We start from the raw sequence: 24,707 nt of genomic DNA on the forward strand, positions 1-24,707 counted from the left end.
GGAATCGAAAACAAGCCTCAGCGGATAAGGCCAAGGCTTGCGGATGACGATAGAGACAGGCGCTTCCACCTTACTGAAGCGGACTGGCCAGCAGGCTGAGCTCGGGGTTGTTATCCAGCGCCTGCTTGCAGTAATCGCAGGTCACCTTCACCGTAATCTCGCCTTCTGAATCATACGCTATGATATCTCTGCGCTCCGCAGGGGTCAAGGATTGCAGCCCCAGCTGCATCTCTGTAATATCGCTTCTGCCAATGCTTCCCAAGAACGTCCGGCAGTGCCTGCATACATAGTGTATTGCCATCTATATGCCTCCTGAAGGTAGTATATACCTTCAGTATGCCCCGCCCGGGAGGGCTTTAGCCGCAGGGTCCTGAACCCTATGCCTTGTATTTCATCCGTTGAATTTGGCCATGGTCTGTTCAAAGGTATGCTGCAGGCTATATTCCACAGCATCGCAAGTATCACTTATCATGCTCTCAAGCCTTGCTCCATCCTTCTTGGCGAAGGTAGATAGTACGTAATCAACTATAGCAAAGCCCGGCTCCGGACGGGATATGCCCATCCGCACCCGGTTGAAGCTCTGGGTGCCCGTATGCTGAATGATGGACTTGATGCCATTGTGCCCGCCGGCACTGCCTTGATAACGCAGCCTGATCTTACCCAGCTCCGTATCCAGGTCATCATAGACCACAATCATATCTTCCAGCTGGACCTTATAATAATCCATATAAGCCCGTACCGCTTCCCCGGACAGATTCATGAAGGTCATCGGCTTGATCAGCACCGTCTTCACACCGCCGATCATCCCTTCACCGATTACCGATTTGCATTTATTCTGGTTAAAGGCAATTCCGTGTCTGGACGCAAGCTCATCGAGGGCCATGAAGCCGACATTATGCTTGGTCTTCGCGTATTGCGTTCCGGGATTCCCGAGTCCAACAATCCATTTCATATTTAAGGTTTTTCCTTTCCGCCCGGTACTCTCAGCAGAAGAGTTCCGTTTTTGGTACAATAAGTTTATACTCCGGAGACAGGTGATGAACATGCCACATCAGGGCGATATCTTAACACTGCAGCGCCATTTCCAGTACCATATTCAATATGCTGTGCCTGTTGAAGTCTATAGGGGGAACGCGCACGTAGACATCGGTGTAATTACAGCGGTGGACGAAGGCTTCGTAGAGCTGCAGGGTACGCTGTACAACCGCAGCCTCTTCACCTTCATCTCCCGTCCGGGATATTGAAGCTTATACGAGCCTTTAGTCCCTGCCGCTGCATCACGCCGATAAGGGTTACACCTTCCGCTTGACGAAAGGTGTAACCCTTTTTCTGCTGATCTGCCTGCGGCCTATTCGATTTCGAACAGCTTACTGATCGACAGCTCTTCATGCACGCGAATGATAGCTTCACCCATAAGCGGGGCCACGGACAGTACCTTGAGCTTGGAGGTCGGGTTGCTGCTGCGAATTGGAATGGTATCCGTCACGATAATTTCTTTGATCGGAGAGTTTTCCAGACGCTCATGCGCGGGACCGGATAATACAGGATGCGTACAGCAGGCGTAGACTTCTTTCACGCCGCCTTCCATCAGAGCATTGGCTCCCAGAACGATCGTTCCTGCCGTATCGATGATATCATCGATCAGGATCGCCGTTTTGCCTTCAATATTACCGATAATGTTCATAACCTCACTGACGTTCGGTTCAGGACGGCGCTTGTCGATAATCGCCAGCGGAGCATTAAGGAAGTCAGCCAGCTTTCTGGCACGCACCACGCCCCCATGGTCAGGAGAGACGACCACCGGGTTCTGAATTTGCTTCGAACGGAAGTATTGAGCCAGAATCGGAACACCCAGCAGATGATCCACAGGAATGTCGAAGAAGCCTTGAATCTGCATCGCATGAAGGTCCATAGTAATGACGCGATGTGCACCCGCCTTCTCAATCAGGTTCGCTACCAGCTTGGCCGTAATCGGATCACGGGAACGGGCCTTACGGTCTTGACGGGCATACCCGTAGTAAGGAATCACAACATTGATGCTCTTCGCGGAGGCACGCTTAAGCGCATCTACCATCACCAGAAGCTCCATCAGATTGTCGTTCACCGGTCCGCAGGTGGACTGTACGATATAGACATGACAGCCCCGGACACTCTCCGACAGCTTAACCTGAATCTCTCCGTCACTGAAGCTGGTCGTATGGGACTCGCCCATCGGAATGCCGATATAATCAGCAATCTGGCTGGCCAGCTTAGGATTGGAGTTGCAGGTGAAAATCTTGAGTTTGGAATCACAATAAGTCATAAAATATAAACCCTCCGTGACGGAATTTAACTGGCCAAAGCACCGGCGCGGATGTGCAAGAAGTCCGTCCGGCGCTCTAAGCCTACAGCTGCTTTCTGCTTATACGCTTTACGATGGACTATGCTGGTCTTTCTTCGCCTTGGCCCGGGAGCGGATCTTCTCTGCATAACCCGGCTTATTCTCCTGCCTTGCTCTGGCAATCGCCAGATCGTTCTCCGAAACCGGACGCGTAATCGTGGAGCCGGCGACAATGAATGCGCCCTTGCCCACTGTAACCGGAGCAACAAGGTTCACGTTGCTGCCGATAAAGGCATCATCGCCAATCTCGGTTCTGAACTTATTATAGCCGTCATAATTAACGGTGATGGCGCCGCAGCCGATATTGACATTCTTACCGACCTCAGCATCACCGACATAGCTTAAATGAGATACCTTGGAGCCGTCGCCGATTGTAGCATTCTTGATCTCTACGAAGTCGCCGACCTTAACACCCTCACCCAGAACGGTGCCGGGACGTAAATACGCAAAAGGCCCAACGGAAGCCCGTGTGCCGACCTGAGCCTGATTCAGCACGGAATGCTTCACAGCCGCTCCGTCCATAATCACGCAGTCTTCAATTTCACTTGCCGGACCAATCACACAATCTTCGCCGATCACTGTCTTGCCCTTGAGTACCGTGCCCGGATACAGCACCGTATCTGCTCCAATGACAACATCTGCTCCGATGTAGGTTGAAGCCGGATCGATGATAGTGACTCCGCCGAGCATATGCCCCCGGTTGATGCGCTGACGCATATAGCCTTCGGCTTCAGACAACGCCAGTCGGTCATTCACACCAATGGACTCTGCTGCATCATGGGCCTGATAGCCCAGAACGATATCGCCCTGCGCCCGGAGTATGCCGATAACATCCGTCAAATAATATTCCTGCTGGTTGTTGGTATTCGTAACCTTCTCGAGAGCAGCAAAGAGCTTCGCGTTATCAAAACAATACGTCCCTGTATTAATCTCGTTAACCGCAGCTTCACTCTCTGTGCAATCCTTCTGTTCCACAATCTTCAGCACTCCGCCGTCTTCTCCGCGGATAATCCGTCCATATCCGGCAGGCTGCTCCATAACAGCAGTAAGGACAGTTGCAGCAGCATTCTGCGCTTCATGCAGCGCCATCATGCCTTCGAGTGTCTCGCTCATGACAAGCGGCGTATCTCCGCAGATGACAATGGTGGTTCCTTCTTCGCTGCCCAGAAGATCCTTGGCCTGCTTGACGGCATGGCCGGTTCCAAGCTGGACATCCTGCAGCACATATTCGGCATTCTCGCCTAAGTATGCCTTCACCTTCTCGGCGCCGTGGCCTACAACAACTACATTATGCTGGCATCCGGTCGCCTTCACTGTATCAAGCACGTGCCCTACCATCGGTTTACCGCAGACAGGGTGCAGTACCTTGTATAATTTAGATTTCATGCGCTTGCCTTGGCCTGCAGCAAGTACAACAGCCATTCTTTTCAAGAATGCCAACCTCCCACTTCTTGAACTCACTACTGAATATATCTCATTCCGGGCAAAAAGAAAAGAGAACCATGCAGGCATGGTTCCCTTTTCTTCGAACCCCAATAAAATCCCCCCACAATGTGGGGCTTTGGCTCCGAGGCTGACCCAGGTACTCTGCGGGGACCCCGAAACATATAAAACGGTATGGCCTATTGCCGCCCTGGGGAGGCAGCAACTCTCAGAGAGTCAGCGGTTCACCGCTTAAGCTCCCTCTTCAATAACTTCCTCTTCTTCCGTAGCGGCACGTTCGTACTCGGCCAGAACCGCAGATTGAATCTTCTCGCGCGTTCCCGAAGAAATCGGGTGTGCGATATCGCGGAATTCTCCGTCAGGTGTACGCTTGCTGGGCATTGCAACAAACATCCCGTTATTCCCGTCGATGACGCGAATGTCATGAACAACAAACTCGTTATCGATTGTAATGGATGCGATTGCTTTCATTCTCCCCTCAGAGTTGACGCGGCGGAGTCTGACATCCGTAATTTGCATGTGTGTGTTCACCACCTTTTTCCATCAGAGACTTGGTGTATAATTCCACACAGCAAAGCGAATTCCTTCTTTTTCATTCCAAATAATGCCTGATTAAGAAGATTATTTTTGCAGAATCGTCGATTTCGACAGATTTCGTGCAGTTATCTTAAGAATCCTCATAATTTCGACATTATGCCCGTCTTTTCAGAACCGGCAGTATCCCTCGTTCAGGAGGAGAAATAGTTGCCCGGAAACGCCGAAATACGCCGCACCTTGGAGTCCACCTCTGTCAGCTTCACCAGCGACACGTAGTCATGCAGCAGGCGTTCTTCATTCTCCACGTCGCCGGACTCTACGAGTACGCCCACACCTGCGACCTCTGCATTGAACTCACCCAACAGATCGACCATTCCGCGTACGGTGCCGCCCGCCTTCATGAAGTCATCGACAATCAGCACCCGGGATTTCTCGCGCAGTGCCCGTCTGGACAGGGACATCGTATGGATGCTCTTATGGGAGCCCGACACGTAGTTGATGCTTACAGCCGAGCCCTCCGTTACCTGATGGTCACGGCGGACCAGCACGACCGGCAGCCCCAGCTGCGCAGCCGTTGCGTACGCCAGCGGAATCCCCTTGGTCTCCACCGTCATGACGACATCAATCTCCACGCCGTAGAAGGCGGTGGCAATGATCTTACCGGCCTGTTCCATCAGGGACGGGAGGCCGAGCAGATCCGACATATACAGATAACCGCCGGGCAGTATCCGGTCGCTCTGCTCAAGCTGCCCGCACAGACGGTTCACGAAGGCAAGCGCCATATCCATAGGCATGCGCGGAATATAACGCACTCCGCCCGCTGCCCCGGCCAGTGTCTGCAGCTCGCCCATTCCTTCGCCTTCAAATACCTCTTTTATAATAGCCAGGTCCTCGCTGACCGATGACTTCGCCGCACCGTACCGCTCTGCAAAAGTGGACAGAGGCAGCAGATCATGCGGCTTCTCCAGTAAAAATTGGGTCATGTCAACTAACCGTTGGCTTCGTTTAAGTTTTTTCACGGAATGCTCCTCGCCTTATAAGCTGAATTTAAGAATAATGCATGCTTGATTCTTAAATTCACTTTATACAAAACCGAATATTACTATGAATAATATCATTATTGTACGGATTTGCACAAGCGGAAACCGCTTTGCCTCCGTTATCAGAGGATGGTCCCGCTCCGCTTAGCTCAGCGAACGCACTGCATAGACTTCCTTGCAGAATCCGCGCAGCCCGTTATAGATTCTCGCCACCTTGGAGTGCCTGGAGACAAGGCCAAATACGGTCGGACCGCTCCCCGACATCAGCACGCCGTCCGCCCCCAGCTTCAGCATCGCTTCCTTGAGCTGCTGCACCTCAGGGTGCAGCTTCAGAGTCACATCCTCCAGCACGTTGCCAAGGCCCTCACAGACGGCTGAGAAGTCACCGGCCTCCAGAGCCTGCTGCATGCGGAGCGCGGACGGATGCACCGCTATGTTGCCGGCGCGCACGCGTCCGTATACCTCAGCCGTCGATACATTGATCGGCGGCTTCGCCAGGATGACCCACATTTGCGGAGGATTCGCGATTGGGGTCAGCCGTTCGCCCCTGCCCGTAGCCAGGGCAGTGCCTCCTGTGACGCAGAACGGGACGTCTGAGCCCAGCTCAGCGCCCAGCTCCTGCAGCTCCTGCACCGGGATGCCCAGGCGCCAGAGCCGGTTCAGGCCGCGCAGCGTAGCCGCGGCATCGCTGCTGCCGCCGGCGAGGCCGGCAGCGACCGGAATTCTTTTGTCCAGATGGATATGTACTCCGCTTCTGACGTTATACCGGTCCTTGATCAGCCTTGCCGCCTGGAAGGCCAGATTCTTCTCATCCAGCGGAATATATCCGGCCTGGCTTGAGATAATAATCGAATCCCGCTTCAGCTCCGACAGCTCCAGACGGTCCGCCAGATCGACCATTGTCATTATCATTTCCACTTCATGAAATCCGTCAGCCCGCTTATGCAGCACATCCAGCATCAGATTAATTTTTGCCGGTGCCTTCTCATACATTTTCAAGGCGTTCACCCACCCTCAGCTTTTCCCGTACAAAACAACTTAACATATTATATGAGAAACTGACAGTGAAGTCCATTAAATATACATCCGGTTCTATGAAGCAGAAAAGGTACCACCCGCAGGCGATACCCGGTGCGGCATGACACCGCTATAGCCGCTTACAATTTCCGCGCAGCAGCCTGCTCTGCCAGCTGAATCGCCCGTTTCACCATATTCCCGGCATCGACTGCCCGGATTCCGCCCCAGCCCTCCTGCTCAACCGTTTCGTAGAACCCAAGCTCCTTGGCCAGCTCCGTCTTCAATTCCTCCGACATCATGCTTCGTCTTCTGCGGCTCATTACGAATTCCTCCCTTGTATGCTGCTCTATGATGAACGTACTGCCTATGTAGTATGCAGCCGGGAGGCCAGTGTCATGCAGCATAATTCAGGAAGAGCCCCTACATGCAAAATAACCCCACAAAGTGGGGCTTTAGCGTAGGTGATGACTCAGGTACTTTGCGGGGACCCCAAAACATAAAAATTCTATCAAAAAACAGCCCCCCCGCAGGGAGACTGTCATGACGCTAAGCTTTGATATACATAATCCGCATCTGCCCATCGTCTTCGGTAACTGTGATTTCCACAGATTCAGTAAGTATATCGGCATAGCTATAGGAGACACGCTTGAATGTCTGCTGCTCCTGATCGAGTTTGACAATAAATACAGAAGGGTACGTTTCTTCCAGGACACCGGTGCGTTCAACGGTCTTCCGACGGCCACCGTTAGCCCGCAACGTGATCTTATGACCGACGTGAGCTTCAAGACTGCGTTTAATTTCTAACAGCGCGTTATTAGCCATTACCTGACGACCACCTCTTTCCTTGTCCATTATACAACTTCCATAACCACTTGTCAAATTAAATAAATAATTATAGATGATGAGAAAAAAGTTGTCAACGGAATTTTTTTAGACGGGGAAATTCCTGACTTAAGCACCTTGTTATCAGTAATGATGACCGGCTGCTCCCTGACCCATCTTGTGTCATAAGCGGCTTCCGTGGCAGCAAAATAGGATAAGCACGAATGCTTACCCTATCCCTTCCGCCTGTTCAGTTATCACTTACCCGGTTATAGCACCGAAGGCGCTACCTTCAGCGTAGCCAGATTCTGCAGCTGAGGCATTCCGATCCGGAAGCTGCCCCGCGTCTCTATTCCGCCCATCCCCTGATTGCCGCTGATCGTATGGCTCAGTACATCGCTTAAGTTCACCGTATCCCGGATAGAGGTAAAAGAGGCCTTGGCCGCGATATACACCGGGTCCAGGGCATGAATGAGTATTCTGCCCGGGGAGCTGGCGAAATTGGCGCCATTGCCTAGGAGAGCCTCGAAGTGCGACTGGCAGGCTCCGGCTACGATCGTCAAAGCATCGAAATTCCGCTCATATTCACGGGCCACCCGGATGGCTGCCACAAAATTCTGTGAATTCTTATAGCTGCTCAGACTGTACAGATCATAATTCTGCTGTTGCTTAAGTACTCCATCATGGCCGGTAATCACTACGATATCGGGACGCACACGGGGCAGCAGACGGTACAGCGTCTCCGCCATTTTGGATTCGTTGACATGATGTCCCTCCGCCGGTATGCGCAGCTGCTCGTAGAGGCTCAGGCTCTTCTTCAGATAGAGTGCATCACCATCCAAATGCAGGACCTTACCCGGCACTTCAAAATAAGCCGCTTCCTTCGGAGATGGGCCCCAGGTTCCCGTGGACCCCGACACGCTCTCTCCGCTTCGCTGGCTCTGCACCTGCCGGTCTTTACGCAACCAGGTTAGAGATTCTGTTGCCTTGATCTGTGCACGCGCTCCCCGCTCGGTAACCCGTGTAGGAGGCACCTGAACCAGATCCTCCAGCGGGGAATCCGCCAGCAGACGGAACTCCGTGCCTTTAATGACTGCTCTATTCTGCAATATATTGTCTACCCGGAAGGTCACATCGCCGCCATAGGATTTACGAATGACCAAGTCTCCTAGATTCATTACAACACCACCTCTACCCCATGTTATGGGCAAAGGCCCCGGTTGGTTCATCCGCCGGGAGGGTTTTCTGTATTCTATGCGATGCCTGCAGCCAGAAGAACCGCACTGAGCCGCGCATACTCTTCAATGCTAAGCGTCTCTCCGCGCCGCGAGGGTTCAATGCCGGCTTCGGATAGCAGCACCTCCAGTCGCTCCCGCCCTTCTTCCGGGAAGAAGCGGGCCTTAAGATTATTGGCAATCGTCTTGCGCCGCTGGGTAAAGGACGCCTGAACCACACCAAAGAAATGCTTCTCGTCGGCTACCTCCACCGGAGGACGTTCTCTGACCTTCAGCCGGATCACAGCCGATTCCACGTTAGGCTGCGGGATGAACACCGTACGCGGCACCATACAGACCAGCTCAGGCTCGCTGTAATACTGGACGGCAATACTCAGGCTGCCGTACTCCTTGCCGCCCGGAGACGCCGCCATACGCTCGGCAACCTCCTTCTGGATCATGACCACGATATTATCCAGCGGCAGCTTCTCCTCCAGCAGCTTCATGAGGATGGGTGTAGTCACATAATACGGCAGGTTAGCTACGACACTAACCCGGTCCCTCCCCGTGAAATCCTCAGCGAACAGCTCCTGCAGATTCACCTTCAGCACATCGTCATTACGGATCTTTACATGGGGATAAGGCGACAGGACATCCCTAAGAATCGGGATCAGCCTGCGGTCAATCTCTACCGCAGTGACGGCCCCGGCCGTCAACGCCAGCCGTTCCGTCAGTGCTCCGATCCCCGGCCCAATCTCAAGCGCACCGGCTGTGCTGTCCAGACCGGCGGCATCCACGATTTTGTCCAGAATATTCTGATCGATCAGAAAGTTCTGGCCCAGGCTTTTTTTGAAGGAGAATCCGTAACGCTGAATTATCGCTTTGGTTCTTGTTGGGGACGAGATATTCTCGATACCGCTCATGAAGTAATGCCTCCCTGATCAATTTGGGCGAGGGCCTGCGCGAATTCTTCGCGGGTAATGCCGAACATCGCCAGACGTTTGTACAGCTGCTTGCCATTGCAATAACCGATACCGAGCAGATTGCCAAGCTGCATTCTGCGCTCAGCCGCCCGGGGATGTACCATCAGCCCTGCGGCCATAAGCTCATCCAGCCCAATGATGGGCGGCGCCCCCTCGAAGGAGGTATGTACATGCTCCAGCGCATGGCGGATAGCCTCAGGCGAAGCATTCTCTATTCCGATATCTCCTTTGCGGGTTGCATCCTTCTCCGGGATAAAGGCATGCTTGCAGCCCGGCACCTTGGCCGCGACGATTTTGCGGATTCGCTCTCCGGCATGATCCGGGTCGGTAAGAATGATTACACCCCGGCGCTCCATGGCCAGCTTGATCTTGGCAATGACCCTGTTATCCACTGCCGAACCCCCGGTTTCAATCGTATCGGCCTCAACCGCCCGCTTAACGGCAACGGTATCACTTTTCCCTTCAACCACAATTAGCTCTTTAATCATAAATATTTTAACTCCTTACTCCAGAACGCAAAAAGAAGAGGATTCGCTCCCCTTCTTTTTGGCTAAAGAATGTATAAGTGATGAGCGGCAGCTCTCTAAAATTTCGTAAGTGCTTCCCTCACTATATCGTATTAACCGCTAATTTGCAAAAGACTTTACGTTTAGTTCAGCTCCGGCTTCACAGGTCCGATCACATAGAGTGTGCGCGACTTGCGGCCGAAATTACGGGCATGGCTCAGTGAATCGTAATAGACATCCACCTTGTTGCCTTTGATGGCACCGCCGGTATCCTCTGCTCGGCGAAACCCTAATCCTTCAATGTACACCCACCAGCCAATTGGTATAACACTAGGATCAACAGCTATAGTGCGGCCTTCCGTTACGCGTGTGCCGGAGGCAGTACGTGTTCCAATACCCGGTTCCTGCGACGAATACGCAGTCATGGATACGTTTTTGATCATTCTTTTGTACTCGAAATCCACACCAGCCTTACTGGTAACATTGCTGGCCTTTGCGCTGGCTTTAGATGACTTGGAGGTTGTTACAGGTTTGGAGACCTTGGCAGTAACTACGACGGGCTTAGGAAGCGGCTTGGTTCCAATGGCAATGACTTTGTCCTTGGTAACCGTCTGTACTTCCTTGCCGATCATGCGCATGGATGCCAGCTCGCCATCTTGATAGATCTTCTCGATGTGCTGGATCATTACGCCAGGCTTACCTGCCTGTGCCACTCTTACGGTTCCCTTGGTCAATGAGGGGTCTGCTGTCTTAATGACCCGGAAAGGCAAATTAGTTGTCCGTTGAACCACATGCTTGTTAATCCGGACAATTTTGATTTCCATGTCTGCAGATACTGCGGTTTCTAGCGAAGGGTAAATCTTGTCTAAGCCTTCCAGGCTGTAGCCCAGCTTGTCGATGGCCTGACCAATGGTATCCTCGGTCGTAAATAACGTCTCGGTCTTTCCGTCAACGGTAAGAGCGAACTTCTGCGCAGTGTTAATCACGATACGGTCGCCGTCTTTTATTTCATCACTAAGGCCAATAGATAATTCATCATGCGCCTGCAGCGAAATCTGTTCCTTAGCCAGCACATCACTGAACAGCGTTTCCCGCGTCTCCAGTGTCTGTACCTGTCCGTCTATTACTAGGGTAATTTCTTTTTTGCTCTGACCGTGTACGTACAGCAGTATTAACAGTGCGATAACAATCGATGCCACACCGGCAAGTAAAACTACGCGGGGATTCACTTGCTTCAACCGTAATGCGAAAGACCTGCTGGATGATTGCGAATCATGGGATACTTCTGGTTGGAATACGCCCACTCTTTCCATCCTCCTTACATAGCCCCGTCGTCCAAGTTATATCAAGGTGACTGTATCACTTCTGACGAAACTAGGTTTGAGTTTGCAACAGGATACGCCCGCACTTGCTTCAGCGTTTCCTGCTCATGGATCGCCTGCTCGGCATAGTTACTCCGGAGATCTGTTATATAACAGTATGCCGGGAGCATTCTCATTATTCAAAACAAAAGAAGCCTAAAAAGAGCTCATAGAGGACTCTTTCGTGGCTTCCCGGTGTCGAATACGTCGGAATGCTTATACACGAGGTTTCCTCTCTTACTTGCGCTTACGGGGTTAGCTGTCGGGTTCGGACATAAGAGAGACGCCCTATCTCAGGTCACCCGCTCACGGCGGTTGCCCTCAAATTCACCCCAAGACCACGTAAAGAAATCAAATAATGCCTGCGGCAATTCTGTGCCAGTACTTTTGTACGTTCATGCGGCAGCGCATTATTGGTTCCCCCATTCTCCGTTGCGGAGACTCAGCGAGACGATCCATGAAATTAGTGACTGTCACAGTTACAACAGCTCACTGCACTGAAAAGATGATATCCTGTTTTGATACATGTTGTAAAGGACGATTCAACCACGTTTACGTAAAAAAATGATTAAAATATTGTAATAATCGGCCGTTTTTCCGTCATAAAAGTTTAATATATCCGCTATACTTCATTTTTCACCGCTTTTACTCCTGTTTTCAGAGTATCCCAAATCGTTCCAGTGCGTTCGCATACGTAATTTCCGCCAATTCCTGTAATTCAATCCCTTTTATTGCCGCGGCCGCCTCCGCTACCAGCCTCACATGAGCAGTCTCATTTCGCTTGCCCCGGAAGGGGTGCGGAGTCAGATATGGGGAGTCGGTTTCGATCAGCAGCCGGTCCAGCGGAGTCTGGGCAAGCACCTCTTTGGGCACCCGGGCATTCTTGAACGTAATCGGTCCTCCAAAAGAAAGATGGAAGCCCAAATCAAGACACATCTTGGCACTTTCCCAGCTCCCGGAGAAGGAGTGCATTACGCCGCCAACCTCGCCCGCCTTCTCCTCACGGAGTATGCGGATTACATCTTCATGAGCATCGCGGTTATGAATAGAGATTGGCATCTTCAGCTCACGGGCCAGCCCGATCTGCTTGCGGAATACTTCATGCTGCACATCCTTAGGAGAGGTATCCCAGTAGTAATCCAGCCCAATCTCGCCGATGGCAACCACCTTGGGATGAGCGCATAAGGAGGCGATCCATTCGAGGTCCCCGTCCTTCATCGTGATGGCATCCTGGGGATGCCAGCCAACGGCTGCATAAATATAATCATATTTCTCGGCAAGCTGCATGGTGGTCGGTATCGTATCCCGGTTAAAGCCAATATTGATCATCTTGCTGACGCCGGCTTCCAGCGCCCTGGCAATGACCTCTTCGCGGTCTTCGTCGAATTGTGGAGCATCCAGATGGGTATGGGTGTCGAATAACTGCATTACATTACATCCTTTCGGCCTGTTGTTGTATCTATAATTCCAAGCTTGATCTGATTATTTGGCAAAAATCTCTGCGATGGACGGCGGCAGCTGTGGAAGGGCTTTCTGCAGTCTGTCCTGCGGAAAATACAGATGGTATCTGCCGCGGTGAATACCACTGATAGAGCGAACAATATCCGAGACCTCGGAGATTTCCCTCAGCCGGTCATGCTTGTCTAGAAGCAGGATCTGCTTGCTGTCAAAGCCATCTCCCGGACGGAACACATCATAGGGAAGATCGGTGGGATAATCAATTTCCAGATCATAATCGGGCCGGAGTCCCGCACCGGCGAAGCTGCGGCGAATTTCGTCAATCGTGTCAGAATCCAAATGCTCCATCTCCACATATTTATACAGTTTACGATGGATAAACCGGCTGCACAAGTCGCTCAGAATGTCATCCTCCTCCAGCGTCCACTGCATGAAGGCAGTCTGCATCAAGGCTTCATCCAGCAGCAGGTACTGCCCTACCGTTACCTCTCCGCTGAACAGATCACTTAAGGGCTCGATCTTGAAGCGGAAGGCATGCTGCTGCTGCACCAGCTCCTTGGCCCGGCGGAGAATCTGCCTGAGAATAATCTCAGAGCTGCGGGTTACCGGGTGGAAATAGACCTGCCAGTACATCTGGTACCGTGACATCAGGTAATCCTCAATCGCATGCATCCCCGATTCCTTCACAACCACCCGGCCGTCATAAGGGCGCAGCATCCGCAGAATGCGGTCGATGTCGATGGTTCCATAATTCACCCCAGTATAATATGCATCCCGGAGCAGATAATCCATCCGGTCAGCATCCAGCGGTCCCGACACCAAATTGACAACAATTTCATGCTCATAGGTTTTGGAGATGACCGAGGCTACTTTACGGGGGAAATCTTCAGCCACATCACGCAGAATAGCCGTAATCTCTGTATCCTCCAGAATGATACGGCAGGTCCAGTCTTCATGATCCATTTCGAAAGCTTCTTCTATAGAATGGGAGAATGGGCCATGCCCCAAATCATGCAGCAGTGCCGCACACAGGGTAAGCAGTCTCTCCTCCGGCATCCAGTCCTTATAGCCGCTCCGTTCAAACTGGGAAATAATCCTCCGCGTAATCTCATATACCCCCAGAGAATGGGAGAACCGGCTGTGTTCCGCCCCGTGAAAGGTCAAATAGGAGGTACCCAGCTGCCGGATGCGCCGCAGACGCTGGAATTCCATAGTATTAATCAATCTCCAGATAATAGTGTCCTGTACGTGGATGTAGTTGTGAACCGGGTCCTTAAATACCTTCTCTTCTGACAGCGGTTGCTTCATGAAATCATCTCCTTTTCTTGTTTTATATAATATATTGTCGCTCTTTGTCGAATATTAGCGATTCATATACTGCCAAATCGACAAACATCTTCATAAGCTTTTTAAGAGTGATTTGCCCGATCAAACGCGGAATAAATGTGGTCTCAAAAGATTTCTTAAAATTAGCCTGAAAAAAGGTTGACTGTTTTGGGAATGGTTGGTATTATAAATATCATAAAACAGTGAAGAATGTCGAATAATGACGCTTTTGAACATTGAGAGGAGCAACGATTGTAATGATGAAATCAACAGGAATTGTACGTAAGGTAGATGAGCTTGGACGGGTCGTTATTCCAATTGAATTGCGTCGCACCCTAGGCATTGGAGAAAAAGATGCGCTCGAAATTTACGTGGACGGTGAGCGGATCATGCTTAAGAAATACGAGCCTGCTTGCATTTTCTGCGGCAATGCTGAGAATGTAACTTACTTCAAAGGTAAAATTGTTTGTCATGAATGCATTTCGGCTATCCCTACCCCTGTGACAAACTAAAATAAATAGGGTATAATAGGAACTAATCCAATTGTTAATTCTAACCTTTTTATATCTCCTTGGCCTCCCGTTCGCGCGGGAGGTATTTTTTTGCGCTATTTTCGGGGACTTTCCCCGGATGCCCCTTTTTCCTACCCTGTCTGCTTCCTAAACCTCACATCTAATTCTTAAACCTCTGATTCTTACCCTCCCAAACCCTCCCTGCAGGGAGGGCCCCAAGGGCCCCGGCCCTCTGGACACCCGGAGGCTTGGTGAATCTCTGCTGCTGGCTCGGAAGGAAGCGGGGTTCGGCGGTGTACCGGCCCTCCTCGGCCTCCCTGCGGTGATTCGTCAGGCCTTGCCAGTCGAAGGGTTTCGCCATAGGCAGTTGCCTATGGCGGCTGCGCCGGGTGCTCTCGTGCGACTGATCTGCGTAGACCCGCTCTCTCTGCGAGAATCGCTTAACCATAGAGTGACTAGCGACTTGGGTGCTGGATGGTTACTGGCTTTTCCTATACATATAAATGTATAAACTACAACTATAACTAATAAAAGGAATATTACAATCCATATAAGTGTATAGAATACATTTATTTCATTGGGTGCTCAGATGATTAAACCCATTTTTAGGTTTTCACTGGAATTCGAATAACTTCAGCACAGCGGTGTTCTAACTCCGCTCCAGAAGTTCATTATAAATATCGCGCTTGGACAAGCCGCGGTCAGACGCTGCCTTTTTCATGGCATCCTTACGCGTTAAACCTGAAGCCTCGTAGTGGGCTACATGCTCCCCGGTACTAAGCTGACGCCACCAGGAAGACTCGGCCAGCTCGGCCTCCTCTTTACTCTCTCCCTCAAGGACAATTACGTACTCTCCAAGCGGAGGATGCTCCTCCAGCCATCTACTGCATTCTTCAATCGTTCCGCGCAGGAACTCCTCATATCGCTTGGTCAGCTCACGGGCCAGTGTGATACGGCGGTTGCCGAAGGCCTCCTGCAAATGAACAAGGGTCTTGGCAACTCGGTGCGGCGATTCATAGAAGAGCAGTGTCCCCTGGGCAGAACGCAGAGGTGCAAGAACGGCCCTTATATCCTTGCGCTCTCTAGGCAGGAAGCCGACGAACGTGAAGCTGGCGGTAGGCAGCCCTGAGGCAATCAAAGCCGACAAGGCGGCATTTGCTCCAGGCACCGGAATCACCGGAATCTGATGGCTGACAGCCAGAGCTACCAGATCGGCACCAGGGTCGGAAATCGCCGGCAGACCGGCATCGCTGACGAGTGCCAGATTTTTACCTTCTATTATATAGCGTATCAGCTCCGGCCCACTGGCGGCCTTGTTATGCTCATGGTAACTGAACAGCATGGACGGTGTAATTTCAAAATGGCTCAGTAGCTTACGCGTCTGTCTCGTATCCTCAGCAGCGATAATATCGCATTCCTTCAGCGTGCGTACTGCCCGGTAAGTCATATCCTCCAGATTGCCGATCGGCGTAGCCACCAGATACAGGCATCCGCATCCTTCGGGCTTCGCTCCGTCATGGTTATTTTGAAAGCTGCTTTGGCATTGTATGGTCATTGGCTCGTATCCTCTTTGTTTCCGTAATAAATATCCATAATCTCGGGGCAATATTGATTGTCCTCATTATATACGATTAAAGGCGGTTGTAAACGCACCTCCGGCTTCCCGTCACGCGCGGCCTCGATCAGAACCATATTCGCTTCCAGATGGGCGCGGGGATGTACAAAGCGGATCAGCTTCGGTTCCAGCCGGTGCTTCCGCATCAGACTGATAATATCCACTAGGCGCTGCGGCTTATGCACCATGCTGACTTTGCCTCCAGTACGGACCAGCCGGACACAGGCCTGAATGACCTCCTCCAGGGTACAACCAATTTCATGGCGGGCCATCGCCTGATGGGAATTCAGCTTCAGATCGCTCCCGTTCAGCGGCATATAAGGGGGATTCACCGTGATCGCATCGTATACGCCATAGCCCGCTGTAAGATGAAGCTCCCGCAAATCGCCCTCATGAATCTGTACCCGCTCCTCCAGACCGTTAAGCGATACACTGCGCCGGGCCATGTCTGCCAGACGGGGCTGAATCTCGATTCCTTCAATAGAAGCCTTCGTCCGTGTAGTCAGGAGCATAGGAATTACTCCGTTACCCGTACACAGGTCAAGCACCCGTCCGCGCGGCGGTACACTGGCGAACCGTGCCAGCAGTACGGCATCCATCGAGAAGCTGAACACTTCGTCACTCTGGATAATTCTCAGATCATGGGTGAGCAGGTCATCGACCCGTTCTGCTTCATGTAAGGGTACAGGTGTATTGTTCATTGAATGGGTCATTGTAATGTAATCTCCTAAAAGTTTTTGTTGAGCGTATGCTTCGGAAGCATAGCCTTACATTCAAAAAAACCGTAGGCGACAATCTCCTACGGCTGGATATCCTCATTTATTAAGAAAAGAAAGGCAGAACAGACAATCCCCTTCCGTCCGCAAATGCCCAAAGTAGACATTGCAGATGTGGAAGCCTTCGTGATACAGCCGGGCCAGATTATCGTAGCCTTCCCCGACAACCTCCTCTTTCCCTTCGGCAGCAAGTATAGCCTCCGCCTCCGCAGACAGTGCGGCCTTATCTACAGGCGCTTCCCTTTTCAATATGATACGAAGTTGCTCGTTCTCCAGACTCAGCTTCTGATTCGCTTCCATCAGCTCTTTGACCGTCTGCTTCCAATCGCCCAGAGTGGTGCGCATTTCATCCATCTGCGCTTCCATCTCCTGCATGTGTGCAAATATATTTTTCTTCTCCAAGTTTCCACCCCGAAAGTAACCTTATAATGGTTTACTTGACGACAACATCATCCATTGGAAGTTCTTTAACTTTGCCCACTTCAAACAGCTGCACATGAACCGTGCGGCTTCCGGCATTGATACCGACTACCTTGCCGTCACCCAGTGAAGTAACGACCATTTTTCCTACAGCCGGCATTTCTTCCTTCGTGCTCTCATAATTATCATGCTCAAACTTCAGACAACACATCAGCCGTCCGCATAATCCCGAGATCTTGGTCGGGTTAAGCGACAGATTCTGATCCTTCGCCATCTTGATGGACACCGGCTCGAAATCACCAAGCCAGGAGGAGCAGCAGAGCACCCGTCCGCATGGGCCTAATCCGCCCAGCATCTTGGCTTCATCCCGCACACCAATCTGCCGGAGCTCAATGCGGGTACGGAAAATACTGGCCAGGTCCTTCACCAGCTCGCGGAAATCCACGCGGCCCTCGGCCGTGAAATAGAAAATAATCTTGTTGCGGTCAAACGTAAACTCCACATCCACCAGCTTCATTTTGAGGCCATGATCGCGGATTTTATTTAAACAGGTGGTAAAAGCATCCTTCGCTGCACCCTTGTTCTCTTCCACCACGCGCGCGTCGGTTTCACCGGCAATGCGCATGACTTTCTTGAGCGGCAGTACAACGTCAGCTTCCTGCACCTCTTTTTTGCCAACGACAACCTTACCGTATTCGACCCCTCTTGCAGTCTCGACAATAACGCATTGATCGCGTTCAATCGGGAAATCAAGCGGATCGAAATAATATATTTTACCCGCTTTTTTGAAGCGGACACCTACTACGCTGTACAAAAATTAACCCCCTTGTTTGACGGTAAAGGAACCCTTAAGCAAGACTGCTTCCCTGATGATCCATGCTTGTCCTTCCTCGTCCGCTATACCCGGTCTTTCCAGGTGCTGAGGATTATATCCCGGAGGATCTATTATAAATAACCCGAGCCTCTAGCTTTCCAGCCGGATTAAAAACTGCTCCAGACACAGCTGGGCATTGGCATTGGAACGCAGCTTCCGCTTGCTCTCCGCCGCGTATTCCATATAAGCCACCCACTGCTGCGTACTCCTCTGACGGGCAGCCCTCGAAATAAAGTCTAACTGATCTATGAAAACGATACTTTCGTGCTTTCGGTACAGGAAGTAGAGCATATCTTTGAACCATAAGTGGAACATGCTGAATAGAGTGTCCAAATGTTCACCAAGTCCGGTCTTGAACAGCTTCGAACCCGCGGTTGCTACCGCAGTGCTGCCCTTGCCCAGAGACTCCTTCGCTAATTGTAACACTAGATTTCTCATTTCTGCAAACCAATTCTGTGCCAAAAGTTCCCTGCAGCCGTCAAGACCGGCAGTCAGCGACACCGCGCACCGTGCCAGCGGCACCGGAACCCCTTCACCGGACAGCGCCTGAAGCATAATATCCGGATGGAGCGGGCTAAACGGAATGCGCTGGGTTCTGGACTGGATCGTCGGGAGCAGGGAACTGCTGTTATCGGAGATGAGAATGCCTACCGCAGGGGCCGGCGGCTCCTCCAGGAATTTCAGCAGACTATTCGCGGCTTGCACCGTCATTTTGTCCGCTCCTTCTATAATATAAACCTTCGGGTTAATTCCTTCCGAGCGGTAGGAAAAAACACGCTGAAGTTCACGAATCTGATCGATCTTAATGCTCGCCCCATCGGGGCGCAGCAGCGTTAAATCAGGATGATTGCCATGCTCCACCTTGCGGCATTCCAGGCACTCTCCGCAGGCATCATCTTTGCTGGCGGTACAGAATATCGCCTGGGCGAACGTCAAAGCCATCTTCACCTGCCCGCTGCCTGCCGGACCCGTGAACAGATAAGCATGGCTGACAGCATCCTTGCGTAAGGCATTCTGAAGCAGCCGTTTAGCGTCCTCCTGGCCTAATAGTTCATGAAAAGACATATATTCCTCCAAGTTGTCAGAAAGAAAGGTTAATCAGCAGCCCGCGGATCTCTCCAACCCGGCCCAGGAGATCAATCCGGCCCTGCTCGCTGTCCAGCAGATCATCTGCCATATTCAGCAGAGCGGCATCAACCTCTTCGAGCAGCTTGTAGCGTTTGCCGCGGCCCCGCCGGTCCCAGCCCTTGGTATCCTTCAGGATCACTCCGCGGCGGGCCGTCTCCTCCAGAAACCGTTTGATCAGGTTCCGGTAGATGGATAGCTCACGCACAGTCATGGATTTGGAGAGCCGGTCGCCTTGCAGCTGGATATCTTTGATCTGACGGTTCAACTCATCTATAGTTTTCTGCTGGCTTTGCTGTTGAAATACATCGTTGAAGTTTTTTTGCTGGACCGGACGCCTCTCAGCCTCCGTGGTCAGCATTTCGCTTTTTAAGGGCCTGTAGCCCGGGTTGATCTTCATTATGCTCAATAATGCTCGAAACGATCGACGGGAAGTACGAATACGGTAGCTCCGCCCACCTGCACTTCAACAGGAAGCGGCAAATAGGAATCTGTCGTGCCGCTCATCGGCGTGACCGGAGTGACCAGTTGCTCGCGTACTTTGCAGCTGTTACGGATTACACTGAGTACGGCGTCTACCTGAATATCATCTACCCCAATCAAAAAGGTAGTGTTACCCGCACGGAGAAATCCGCCTGTACTGGCCAGCTTGGTGGCACGGAAGTTCGCCTTCACCAGTTCACTGGATAGCCGGTTGCTGTCTTTATCCTGGATAATTGCAATGATCAAATTCATCTTCGTATCCCCTCCTATTAGTTATGTTCACAGGCTTTCCACACAACATTGATTCAATCTGCGGAGAAGCCCTGTTCAATCATTATACCTCTATTGTTTATTTGACAAAACACCTTAGAAATCCTTTAATATCCTGTCCTTCAGTACACGTACAATATCCTGCTCCACCATATGGATGGGACGACCCGCATCAAGCACCACAATCCGCTGCGGATCAGAGCTGGTTACCAGTTCATAGCCCGCCCGCACCTTCTGATGAAACTCCAGGCTCTCCAGATCCAGCCGGTTCACTTCCCGGTTCTGATTGGCCGCTATCCGGGACAGGCCCACCTCAGGATCTACATCCAGGTAAAAGGTAAGATCGGGCATTCTCCCGCCAGTCGCAAACCGGTTAATCCCCCTCACCTCTTCGATGCCCAGCCCTCTGGCGTACCCTTGATAGACCAGACTGCTGTCTACAAAACGGTCGCAGAGCACGGTAATTCCCTCCTGCAAGGCAGGCTCGACCACCTCCGCCAGATGCTGGCTTCTTGCCGCCGCATACAGGAGTGCCTCTGTCCGGGCATCCATAGCCGTATGCGCCGGGTCGAGGATAATAGAGCGGATCTTCTCGGCAATCTCAATCCCTCCCGGTTCGCGGGTGATTAAATAGGGCATGGAATGGTTCTGCAGATAAGCTGCCACCCTGCCGAGTACGGTTGTTTTGCCGGAGCCGTCGCCTCCCTCCAGTGTAATGAAGAATCCTTCTCGCTTCACTTATGCTTCTCCGCCCTTCTGAATGTTGTATACCATAATATGCTGTAAGGCCGGATCAGCACAGGCCTGAAATTTCGCCCCGCCTATTCTCAGACGGATCAGCCTGTCACAGACAGACGCTGTAATGCTCTCTCCGGGATATAAGAGCGGGATGCCTGGCGGATAGGGAATAACCATCTCCGCCGCAATCCTGCCCGCGCTTGCCTCAAGCTCTACACTCTCTGTCTCCCCGGCAGCCACCGGCCGGATAGAGAACGCGACCGGAGCCGATACTGCCGGAATGTCGAAATTGTTCCACGTGGAAATATGACCGGAGAAGGTTAATTCCCCTTCTCTGCTATTATATGACGCTGCCTGGGCTGCGGTCCGTGCGCTGGAGAAGGATTCTCCGCCTTGGGGAGCGGGAGCTGCGGCAGTGTCTGAGTAAGTAGACTGGCCAGGACCGGAATCAGCGGTAAGATCTAGGCCGGAGACAGGTTCAAGATCAGAGATATGATCAGATCCAGCAGTAGGTTCAGGGCCAGTGACATGATCAGCGCCAGTGGTAGGTTCAAGGTCTGAGGGAGCTGCGCTCCCGCCTGTCTGCGGCGCTGCCAAGGAGGTCTGCGCTGCAATGTCCTGCAGCGCTGTCAGCAGCGCAGCTGCCTCTTCAGCCTTCGAGCCGAGGCTGAAGGCCAGAACCACGTGCCGGTCGTCGCTCATCTCCGGCACGATTCCCCTCTCTTCGAGCCTGCGCTGCAGCTCGAAGCCCCCCAGGACCCCCGCGGCGTCATATATGACCGCCTTAAAGGGGTCCTGGGTCACGTACGCCGCCCCGCGCAGCGGCGGCGTACTCACTCCTGCGGCGCCCGCCTCGCCGCAGACAGGCTGCTGCGGCTGCGCCGGCTGCAGCAGCCCGAAGCGCGGCAGCGCCGCCAGGCCGCGCCGCAGGACATCCACGGCGGCGAGCCCCGCCGTGAAGGCACCGGCGCCCTGGCTGTGCAGCAGGCGCCGGGCCAGATCGAGCGAAGCCATCACGGGGTAGGATGGGCTGGAGCTCTGCACCATGGCCAGGCGCTGCCGCAGCAGCGCACGGTCAAGCCATGGCCCTTGCACATGCAGCATGGCGCCCATCGTCAGCGCCGTCAGCATCTTATGCGTGGACTGCACCACGCCGTCCGCGCCCCCGGCAAGCGCCCCCGCCGGAAGCGCGGGGTGCTGCCCGTAATGCGCCCCGTGCGCCTCATCCACCAGCAGTGGCACGCAGCAAGCGTGACAGGCCTGCGCGAGGGGCGCTAGGTCACTGCCCATGCCGTAGTAATTCGGCATGGTGACTAGGACCCCGGCAGCCTCCGGGTAAGCGGCCAGCGCCGCCTGCACCGTCTCAGCAGACGGTGCCACCGCAAGGCGGCTGCCCGGGTCGATCTGCGGCTCCAGGAAGACTGCACGCGCTCCCGCCAGCATCAGTCCATGGATCACGGACTTGTGGACGTTGCGCTGCAGAATAAGCAAACTTCCGGGCTCAGAACAGACCGTCAGGATCAGAGCCAGATTACCCGCGGTGCTTCCGCCCACCAGCATATAACTCTCCTCCGCGCCGTAACAATCGGCTGCCAGCTCCTGGGCCTCCCTTATTACCCCTTCCGGATGATGAAGGTCATCCGTTCCGGTAATCTCCGTCACATCGTAACGCATCACTTCCGTGAGATACCCCGCACTCTCTGCACTGACAGTACTCCGGTAAGCCTCCCCGTTCTTGTGACCCGGCACATGATAAGATATATTACCCTTATGTCTATATTGTTCCAGCATTTCGTATACAGGTGCCCTGCCAGGCTGTAGCTTGTCCATAGATTCTTCCTCCCCTGGGGGTTACCTTCTATTTTAACGCAAATGCACCCAAACGCCTATCACTTCCGCAAAGGATTGCACGCAATAAAACGGCTCCCCTCACCCGGTCAGGGCGGAGAAGCCGTTAAGAAGAACCTTGTATTTGCAGCCAACGCGACACAGATTCACCGCCCGCTCTTTATATGTTGCTTGTTACAGGTACTGCAATTCGAACATTAAGCATGCATACGCAGATTGATCTTCTTCATCCGGTTAATGAAAAAGTTGTACTTCACATCCTCAGCCTCCGTACGCACCATCTCACTCTCACAGTCCTCACAGATGAAGTGCGAGACAATCACAATGCCTTCTTCCTTTTCTTGCCCGCAGATAATGCAGGCCTGCCCGGTTTGCTGTTCCATTTTCATCCCACCTTGACTCTTTTAAGAACAGTATGGTACACCTTCTATCATTTTAAACCTTTTCATAGTTTTTTCCTAATCCTTCATAGCCTAAAATATATATATTCGCCCGCTGCCCATTCGGTGAATCTGAGCCCGTTGTTTAATAAAACGCAGGAGCAGGCCGATAATAATAACAAGAGAACTTGCGAGGAGGTCCGAATTCCAGGTATGGAACCAAACACCAAAGGTGCCGCTACATTCTATCAATACAAGCTTATCAAAAAAATTACTATTACAGCATTCCTGCTGCGGGTCTATATCACCCTGCCCTTTATATGCCTTGTGCTCGAAAGTGTCTTTCTCTCCTGGCTTAGTGTTCTGTTCATGATTATAGCCGGACCTGTCATGCTGTGGATTCAGTATGTCATCTCACGCTCTGTGCTGCTGATTAGCGGACACCCTATCGCCAAGCGCTGGAGATTATCCCTGCGCCTGCCCTGGCCCGGTTACATGCCCGATCAATATATCAATTACGGCATCTTCCGTACCGTACAGCTGCATAACCTCTGGATCGGTCTTTGTATAGCCGCACTCTTCATCGTCTGGGCTCCGCCAGCCTTCACGGTTTCGCTTGCGGTATGCCACCTGTGGCTGCTGCTACCCCGTCTGTATGCGCTGCTGCGGTTAACAAGTGTAGGCAAAGACGGGATGCTCAAGTTCAATGCGGCAGACGCCTCTTACTACGCCCAGTAATCCCAACCAGATATACATAGCGCTGTATTTAAGCGGCCAAGCATGCCCGCAAAAAAATCGCCATCCATAACCGGACGGCGATTTTTTATCTGTTCTTCAAGCCTTTGGTTGTAACCTTCTTTTCCTTCGGAATCATCACGATGAAATAGTCATCATGCACAGTCAGGTGTACAATAAGTCCTTCTTTCTGAAAAACACGGGAGCTCCCGGAATCGTCTGCTTTCTGTTCCTGCTCTTCCCAGCCCCACGCTTTAATGGCTGCAAGATAAGGCTCCGGCACGCCTTTCTTCTCCTTCAACCCCGGCAAGGAATACCGTACATAGTCCATGGCTACATTTGTAGTTGTTCTGTCGGGTGAGCTTGCCTCTTTGGGAACGGGGAAGTCTTCCTCATTAAGTGCACCGTTAAAAGTATCCCAAGCCGGCTCCTTCGTTCCGCAACCCGCCAGCATTACTCCGACTATACAAAGAATAACTAATATCCACAAAGGTTGAGTTCGCTTCATACCTTAAATCCTCCTTACCTCTACCATGCATCTAAAGACGCAAGAAAATTCCAAGATAGAATTTATACGTAGTTCATTCGTATTAAGGCTTTTGCTTATTTATTGCACTTTTCCATTATACTTGGAACCATCGCCTCGTCGGTAACAAAAATGTCACTCGTTTGTAAGCGTTTTTATAATAAAACACCGCACCTCTTCCCGCTTTTTATATATGCGGGTATACAAAAAAGCCATTGTCGAATTGTCGACAATGGCTCATGTGTGCTTGGCAACGTCCTACTCTCCCAGGACCCTTCGGTCCAAGTACCATCGGCGCTGGAGGGCTTAACGGTCGTG

Annotated in this window: 29 protein-coding genes and 1 riboswitch; of the genes, 3 read left to right on the forward strand and 26 right to left on the reverse strand. The window is 52.1% G+C overall.

Translation table 11 applies throughout. From position 1 onward, the window contains the following. Positions 1 to 70: 70 nt before the first annotated feature. Both C173_RS08195 and pth read right to left on the reverse strand, forming a co-directional pair. Entirely contained in the window at positions 71 to 301 is a 231-nt protein-coding gene (locus tag C173_RS08195; protein WP_036696405.1) for an anti-sigma-F factor Fin family protein, read from the reverse strand. 90 nt (positions 302 to 391) lie between these two features. Next, the gene (gene pth, locus C173_RS08200) at positions 392 to 952 is read right to left on the reverse strand and encodes an aminoacyl-tRNA hydrolase (protein WP_036723962.1); all 561 of its coding nucleotides are present in this window, start codon (positions 950 to 952) and stop codon (positions 392 to 394) included. Between the two features lie 85 nt (positions 953 to 1,037). Here pth and C173_RS08205 point away from each other — a divergent pair, with 85 nt between their 5' ends. Further along, positions 1,038 to 1,244: a hypothetical protein gene (locus C173_RS08205; protein ID WP_379254216.1), complete on the forward strand. Its 207-nt coding sequence runs from the start codon at positions 1,038 to 1,040 to the stop codon at positions 1,242 to 1,244. 104 nt (positions 1,245 to 1,348) lie between these two features. Here C173_RS08205 and C173_RS08210 read toward each other — a convergent pair whose 3' ends face one another. The 13 genes from C173_RS08210 to C173_RS08270 form a co-directional block, all read right to left on the reverse strand. After that, complete coding sequence (locus tag C173_RS08210; RefSeq protein WP_019914487.1) at positions 1,349 to 2,302, reverse strand: ribose-phosphate diphosphokinase; 954 nt, start codon at positions 2,300 to 2,302, stop codon at positions 1,349 to 1,351. Between the two features lie 108 nt (positions 2,303 to 2,410). Beyond that, complete coding sequence (gene glmU / locus C173_RS08215; RefSeq protein ID WP_036723963.1) at positions 2,411 to 3,811, reverse strand: bifunctional UDP-N-acetylglucosamine diphosphorylase/glucosamine-1-phosphate N-acetyltransferase GlmU; 1,401 nt, start codon at positions 3,809 to 3,811, stop codon at positions 2,411 to 2,413. Positions 3,812 to 4,054: 243 nt separating this feature from the next. Next, a complete protein-coding gene (spoVG, locus tag C173_RS08220) occupies positions 4,055 to 4,342 on the reverse strand; it encodes a septation regulator SpoVG (protein ID WP_036696395.1) in 288 nt (95 codons plus the stop codon). 209 nt (positions 4,343 to 4,551) lie between these two features. After that, positions 4,552 to 5,379 (reverse strand): pur operon repressor, encoded by an 828-nt coding sequence (purR, locus tag C173_RS08225; protein ID WP_036723965.1) that lies wholly within the window; start codon positions 5,377 to 5,379, stop codon positions 4,552 to 4,554. A gap of 165 nt (positions 5,380 to 5,544) precedes the next feature. Then, on the reverse strand, positions 5,545 to 6,399 hold the full coding sequence (gene ispE, locus C173_RS08230; RefSeq protein ID WP_036723966.1) for a 4-(cytidine 5'-diphospho)-2-C-methyl-D-erythritol kinase: 855 nt from the start codon (positions 6,397 to 6,399) through the stop codon (positions 5,545 to 5,547). Positions 6,400 to 6,557: 158 nt separating this feature from the next. Then, complete coding sequence (locus C173_RS08235) at positions 6,558 to 6,737, reverse strand: small, acid-soluble spore protein, alpha/beta type (RefSeq protein ID WP_036723967.1); 180 nt, start codon at positions 6,735 to 6,737, stop codon at positions 6,558 to 6,560. Positions 6,738 to 6,963: 226 nt separating this feature from the next. After that, on the reverse strand, positions 6,964 to 7,239 hold the full coding sequence (gene veg / locus C173_RS08240; protein ID WP_036696386.1) for a biofilm formation stimulator Veg: 276 nt from the start codon (positions 7,237 to 7,239) through the stop codon (positions 6,964 to 6,966). A 269-nt stretch (positions 7,240 to 7,508) separates the two neighbouring features. Continuing rightward, positions 7,509 to 8,417 carry a sporulation peptidase YabG gene (gene yabG / locus C173_RS08245; RefSeq protein ID WP_036723969.1) on the reverse strand — a complete coding sequence of 303 codons (909 nt, stop codon included), beginning with the start codon at positions 8,415 to 8,417 and terminating at the stop codon, positions 7,509 to 7,511. Between the two features lie 74 nt (positions 8,418 to 8,491). After that, positions 8,492 to 9,376: a 16S rRNA (adenine(1518)-N(6)/adenine(1519)-N(6))-dimethyltransferase RsmA gene (gene rsmA, locus C173_RS08250; RefSeq protein ID WP_036723971.1), complete on the reverse strand. Its 885-nt coding sequence runs from the start codon at positions 9,374 to 9,376 to the stop codon at positions 8,492 to 8,494. Continuing rightward, entirely contained in the window at positions 9,373 to 9,924 is a 552-nt protein-coding gene (gene rnmV, locus C173_RS08255; protein WP_036723973.1) for a ribonuclease M5, read from the reverse strand. The genes rsmA and rnmV overlap by 4 nt, the downstream gene beginning before the upstream one ends. 161 nt (positions 9,925 to 10,085) lie before the next feature. Next, on the reverse strand, positions 10,086 to 11,246 hold the full coding sequence (locus C173_RS08260; protein ID WP_036723975.1) for a 3D domain-containing protein: 1,161 nt from the start codon (positions 11,244 to 11,246) through the stop codon (positions 10,086 to 10,088). Between the two features lie 286 nt (positions 11,247 to 11,532). Next, positions 11,533 to 11,761: riboswitch (cyclic di-AMP (ydaO/yuaA leader) on the reverse strand. A 199-nt stretch (positions 11,762 to 11,960) separates the two neighbouring features. Next, a complete protein-coding gene (locus C173_RS08265) occupies positions 11,961 to 12,731 on the reverse strand; it encodes a TatD family hydrolase (protein WP_036723976.1) in 771 nt (256 codons plus the stop codon). Between the two features lie 54 nt (positions 12,732 to 12,785). Continuing rightward, complete coding sequence (locus C173_RS08270) at positions 12,786 to 14,069, reverse strand: HD domain-containing protein (protein WP_036723978.1); 1,284 nt, start codon at positions 14,067 to 14,069, stop codon at positions 12,786 to 12,788. Between the two features lie 275 nt (positions 14,070 to 14,344). Here C173_RS08270 and C173_RS08275 point away from each other — a divergent pair, with 275 nt between their 5' ends. Next, positions 14,345 to 14,599 carry an AbrB/MazE/SpoVT family DNA-binding domain-containing protein gene (locus tag C173_RS08275; protein ID WP_019914502.1) on the forward strand — a complete coding sequence of 85 codons (255 nt, stop codon included), beginning with the start codon at positions 14,345 to 14,347 and terminating at the stop codon, positions 14,597 to 14,599. 649 nt (positions 14,600 to 15,248) lie between these two features. Here C173_RS08275 and rsmI read toward each other — a convergent pair. The 10 genes from rsmI to C173_RS08330 all read right to left on the reverse strand — a co-directional run bounded on the left by rsmI (position 15,249) and on the right by C173_RS08330 (position 23,131). Then, positions 15,249 to 16,154 carry a 16S rRNA (cytidine(1402)-2'-O)-methyltransferase gene (gene rsmI / locus C173_RS08285; RefSeq protein WP_036723980.1) on the reverse strand — a complete coding sequence of 302 codons (906 nt, stop codon included), beginning with the start codon at positions 16,152 to 16,154 and terminating at the stop codon, positions 15,249 to 15,251. Next, positions 16,151 to 16,927, reverse strand: coding sequence for a tRNA1(Val) (adenine(37)-N6)-methyltransferase (locus C173_RS08290; protein WP_200869522.1), 777 nt, complete (start codon positions 16,925 to 16,927; stop codon positions 16,151 to 16,153). Before C173_RS08290 ends, rsmI begins: the two co-directional genes overlap by 4 nt. Before the next feature lie 102 nt (positions 16,928 to 17,029). After that, positions 17,030 to 17,392 (reverse strand): DNA replication initiation control protein YabA, encoded by a 363-nt coding sequence (gene yabA / locus C173_RS08295; RefSeq protein ID WP_036723981.1) that lies wholly within the window; start codon positions 17,390 to 17,392, stop codon positions 17,030 to 17,032. Positions 17,393 to 17,423: 31 nt separating this feature from the next. Then, positions 17,424 to 18,224, reverse strand: a complete 801-nt coding sequence (locus tag C173_RS08300; RefSeq protein ID WP_036696365.1) for a PSP1 domain-containing protein — start codon at positions 18,222 to 18,224, stop codon at positions 17,424 to 17,426. 150 nt (positions 18,225 to 18,374) lie between these two features. Continuing rightward, positions 18,375 to 19,349, reverse strand: coding sequence for a DNA polymerase III subunit delta' (gene holB / locus C173_RS08305; RefSeq protein WP_036696363.1), 975 nt, complete (start codon positions 19,347 to 19,349; stop codon positions 18,375 to 18,377). Between the two features lie 16 nt (positions 19,350 to 19,365). Next, positions 19,366 to 19,809, reverse strand: coding sequence for a YaaR family protein (locus tag C173_RS08310; protein WP_036723982.1), 444 nt, complete (start codon positions 19,807 to 19,809; stop codon positions 19,366 to 19,368). A 5-nt stretch (positions 19,810 to 19,814) separates the two neighbouring features. Then, positions 19,815 to 20,144 (reverse strand): cyclic-di-AMP receptor, encoded by a 330-nt coding sequence (locus C173_RS08315; protein ID WP_036723983.1) that lies wholly within the window; start codon positions 20,142 to 20,144, stop codon positions 19,815 to 19,817. A gap of 114 nt (positions 20,145 to 20,258) precedes the next feature. Next, entirely contained in the window at positions 20,259 to 20,900 is a 642-nt protein-coding gene (gene tmk, locus C173_RS08320) for a dTMP kinase (RefSeq protein WP_036723984.1), read from the reverse strand. After that, the gene (locus tag C173_RS08325) at positions 20,901 to 22,730 is read right to left on the reverse strand and encodes an aminotransferase class I/II-fold pyridoxal phosphate-dependent enzyme (RefSeq protein WP_036723986.1); all 1,830 of its coding nucleotides are present in this window, start codon (positions 22,728 to 22,730) and stop codon (positions 20,901 to 20,903) included. A 215-nt stretch (positions 22,731 to 22,945) separates the two neighbouring features. Continuing rightward, positions 22,946 to 23,131 carry a sigma factor G inhibitor Gin gene (locus C173_RS08330; RefSeq protein WP_036723987.1) on the reverse strand — a complete coding sequence of 62 codons (186 nt, stop codon included), beginning with the start codon at positions 23,129 to 23,131 and terminating at the stop codon, positions 22,946 to 22,948. 210 nt (positions 23,132 to 23,341) lie between these two features. Between C173_RS08330 and C173_RS08335 the strand changes: the two genes are divergently transcribed. After that, a complete protein-coding gene (locus tag C173_RS08335) occupies positions 23,342 to 23,866 on the forward strand; it encodes a hypothetical protein (RefSeq protein ID WP_036723988.1) in 525 nt (174 codons plus the stop codon). A gap of 85 nt (positions 23,867 to 23,951) precedes the next feature. Here the strand turns inward: C173_RS08335 and C173_RS08340 are convergent, their stop codons facing one another. Beyond that, positions 23,952 to 24,371, reverse strand: a complete 420-nt coding sequence (locus C173_RS08340) for a hypothetical protein (RefSeq protein WP_036723990.1) — start codon at positions 24,369 to 24,371, stop codon at positions 23,952 to 23,954. Positions 24,372 to 24,707: the final 336 nt, after the last annotated feature.

It is taken from the genome of Paenibacillus sp. FSL R7-277 (assembly GCF_000517965.1).
GTDB lineage: Bacteria > Bacillota > Bacilli > Paenibacillales > Paenibacillaceae > Paenibacillus_AQ > Paenibacillus_AQ silagei.

Bases quoted from the DNA above. Each gene is read 5' to 3' on its own strand.
- C173_RS08195 (WP_036696405.1), bottom strand. From the start codon at position 301: ATGGCAATACACTATGTATGCAGGCACTGCCGGACGTTCTTGGGAAGC.
- pth (WP_036723962.1), bottom strand. From the start codon at position 952: ATGAAATGGATTGTTGGACTCGGGAATCCCGGAACGCAATACGCGAAG.
- C173_RS08205 (WP_379254216.1), top strand. From the start codon at position 1,038: ATGAACATGCCACATCAGGGCGATATCTTAACACTGCAGCGCCATTTC.
- C173_RS08210 (WP_019914487.1), bottom strand. From the start codon at position 2,302: ATGACTTATTGTGATTCCAAACTCAAGATTTTCACCTGCAACTCCAAT.
- spoVG (WP_036696395.1), bottom strand. From the start codon at position 4,342: ATGCAAATTACGGATGTCAGACTCCGCCGCGTCAACTCTGAGGGGAGA.
- C173_RS08235 (WP_036723967.1), bottom strand. From the start codon at position 6,737: ATGAGCCGCAGAAGACGAAGCATGATGTCGGAGGAATTGAAGACGGAG.
- veg (WP_036696386.1), bottom strand. From the start codon at position 7,239: ATGGCTAATAACGCGCTGTTAGAAATTAAACGCAGTCTTGAAGCTCAC.
- yabG (WP_036723969.1), bottom strand. From the start codon at position 8,417: ATGAATCTAGGAGACTTGGTCATTCGTAAATCCTATGGCGGCGATGTG.
- rsmA (WP_036723971.1), bottom strand. From the start codon at position 9,376: ATGAGCGGTATCGAGAATATCTCGTCCCCAACAAGAACCAAAGCGATA.
- rnmV (WP_036723973.1), bottom strand. From the start codon at position 9,924: ATGATTAAAGAGCTAATTGTGGTTGAAGGGAAAAGTGATACCGTTGCC.
- C173_RS08265 (WP_036723976.1), bottom strand. From the start codon at position 12,731: ATGCAGTTATTCGACACCCATACCCATCTGGATGCTCCACAATTCGAC.
- C173_RS08270 (WP_036723978.1), bottom strand. From the start codon at position 14,069: ATGAAGCAACCGCTGTCAGAAGAGAAGGTATTTAAGGACCCGGTTCAC.
- C173_RS08275 (WP_019914502.1), top strand. From the start codon at position 14,345: ATGATGAAATCAACAGGAATTGTACGTAAGGTAGATGAGCTTGGACGG.
- rsmI (WP_036723980.1), bottom strand. From the start codon at position 16,154: ATGACCATACAATGCCAAAGCAGCTTTCAAAATAACCATGACGGAGCG.
- C173_RS08290 (WP_200869522.1), bottom strand. From the start codon at position 16,927: ATGACCCATTCAATGAACAATACACCTGTACCCTTACATGAAGCAGAA.
- holB (WP_036696363.1), bottom strand. From the start codon at position 19,349: ATGTCTTTTCATGAACTATTAGGCCAGGAGGACGCTAAACGGCTGCTT.
- C173_RS08310 (WP_036723982.1), bottom strand. From the start codon at position 19,809: ATGAAGATCAACCCGGGCTACAGGCCCTTAAAAAGCGAAATGCTGACC.
- C173_RS08315 (WP_036723983.1), bottom strand. From the start codon at position 20,144: ATGAATTTGATCATTGCAATTATCCAGGATAAAGACAGCAACCGGCTA.
- C173_RS08325 (WP_036723986.1), bottom strand. From the start codon at position 22,730: ATGGACAAGCTACAGCCTGGCAGGGCACCTGTATACGAAATGCTGGAA.
- C173_RS08330 (WP_036723987.1), bottom strand. From the start codon at position 23,131: ATGGAACAGCAAACCGGGCAGGCCTGCATTATCTGCGGGCAAGAAAAG.
- C173_RS08335 (WP_036723988.1), top strand. From the start codon at position 23,342: ATGGAACCAAACACCAAAGGTGCCGCTACATTCTATCAATACAAGCTT.
- C173_RS08340 (WP_036723990.1), bottom strand. From the start codon at position 24,371: ATGAAGCGAACTCAACCTTTGTGGATATTAGTTATTCTTTGTATAGTC.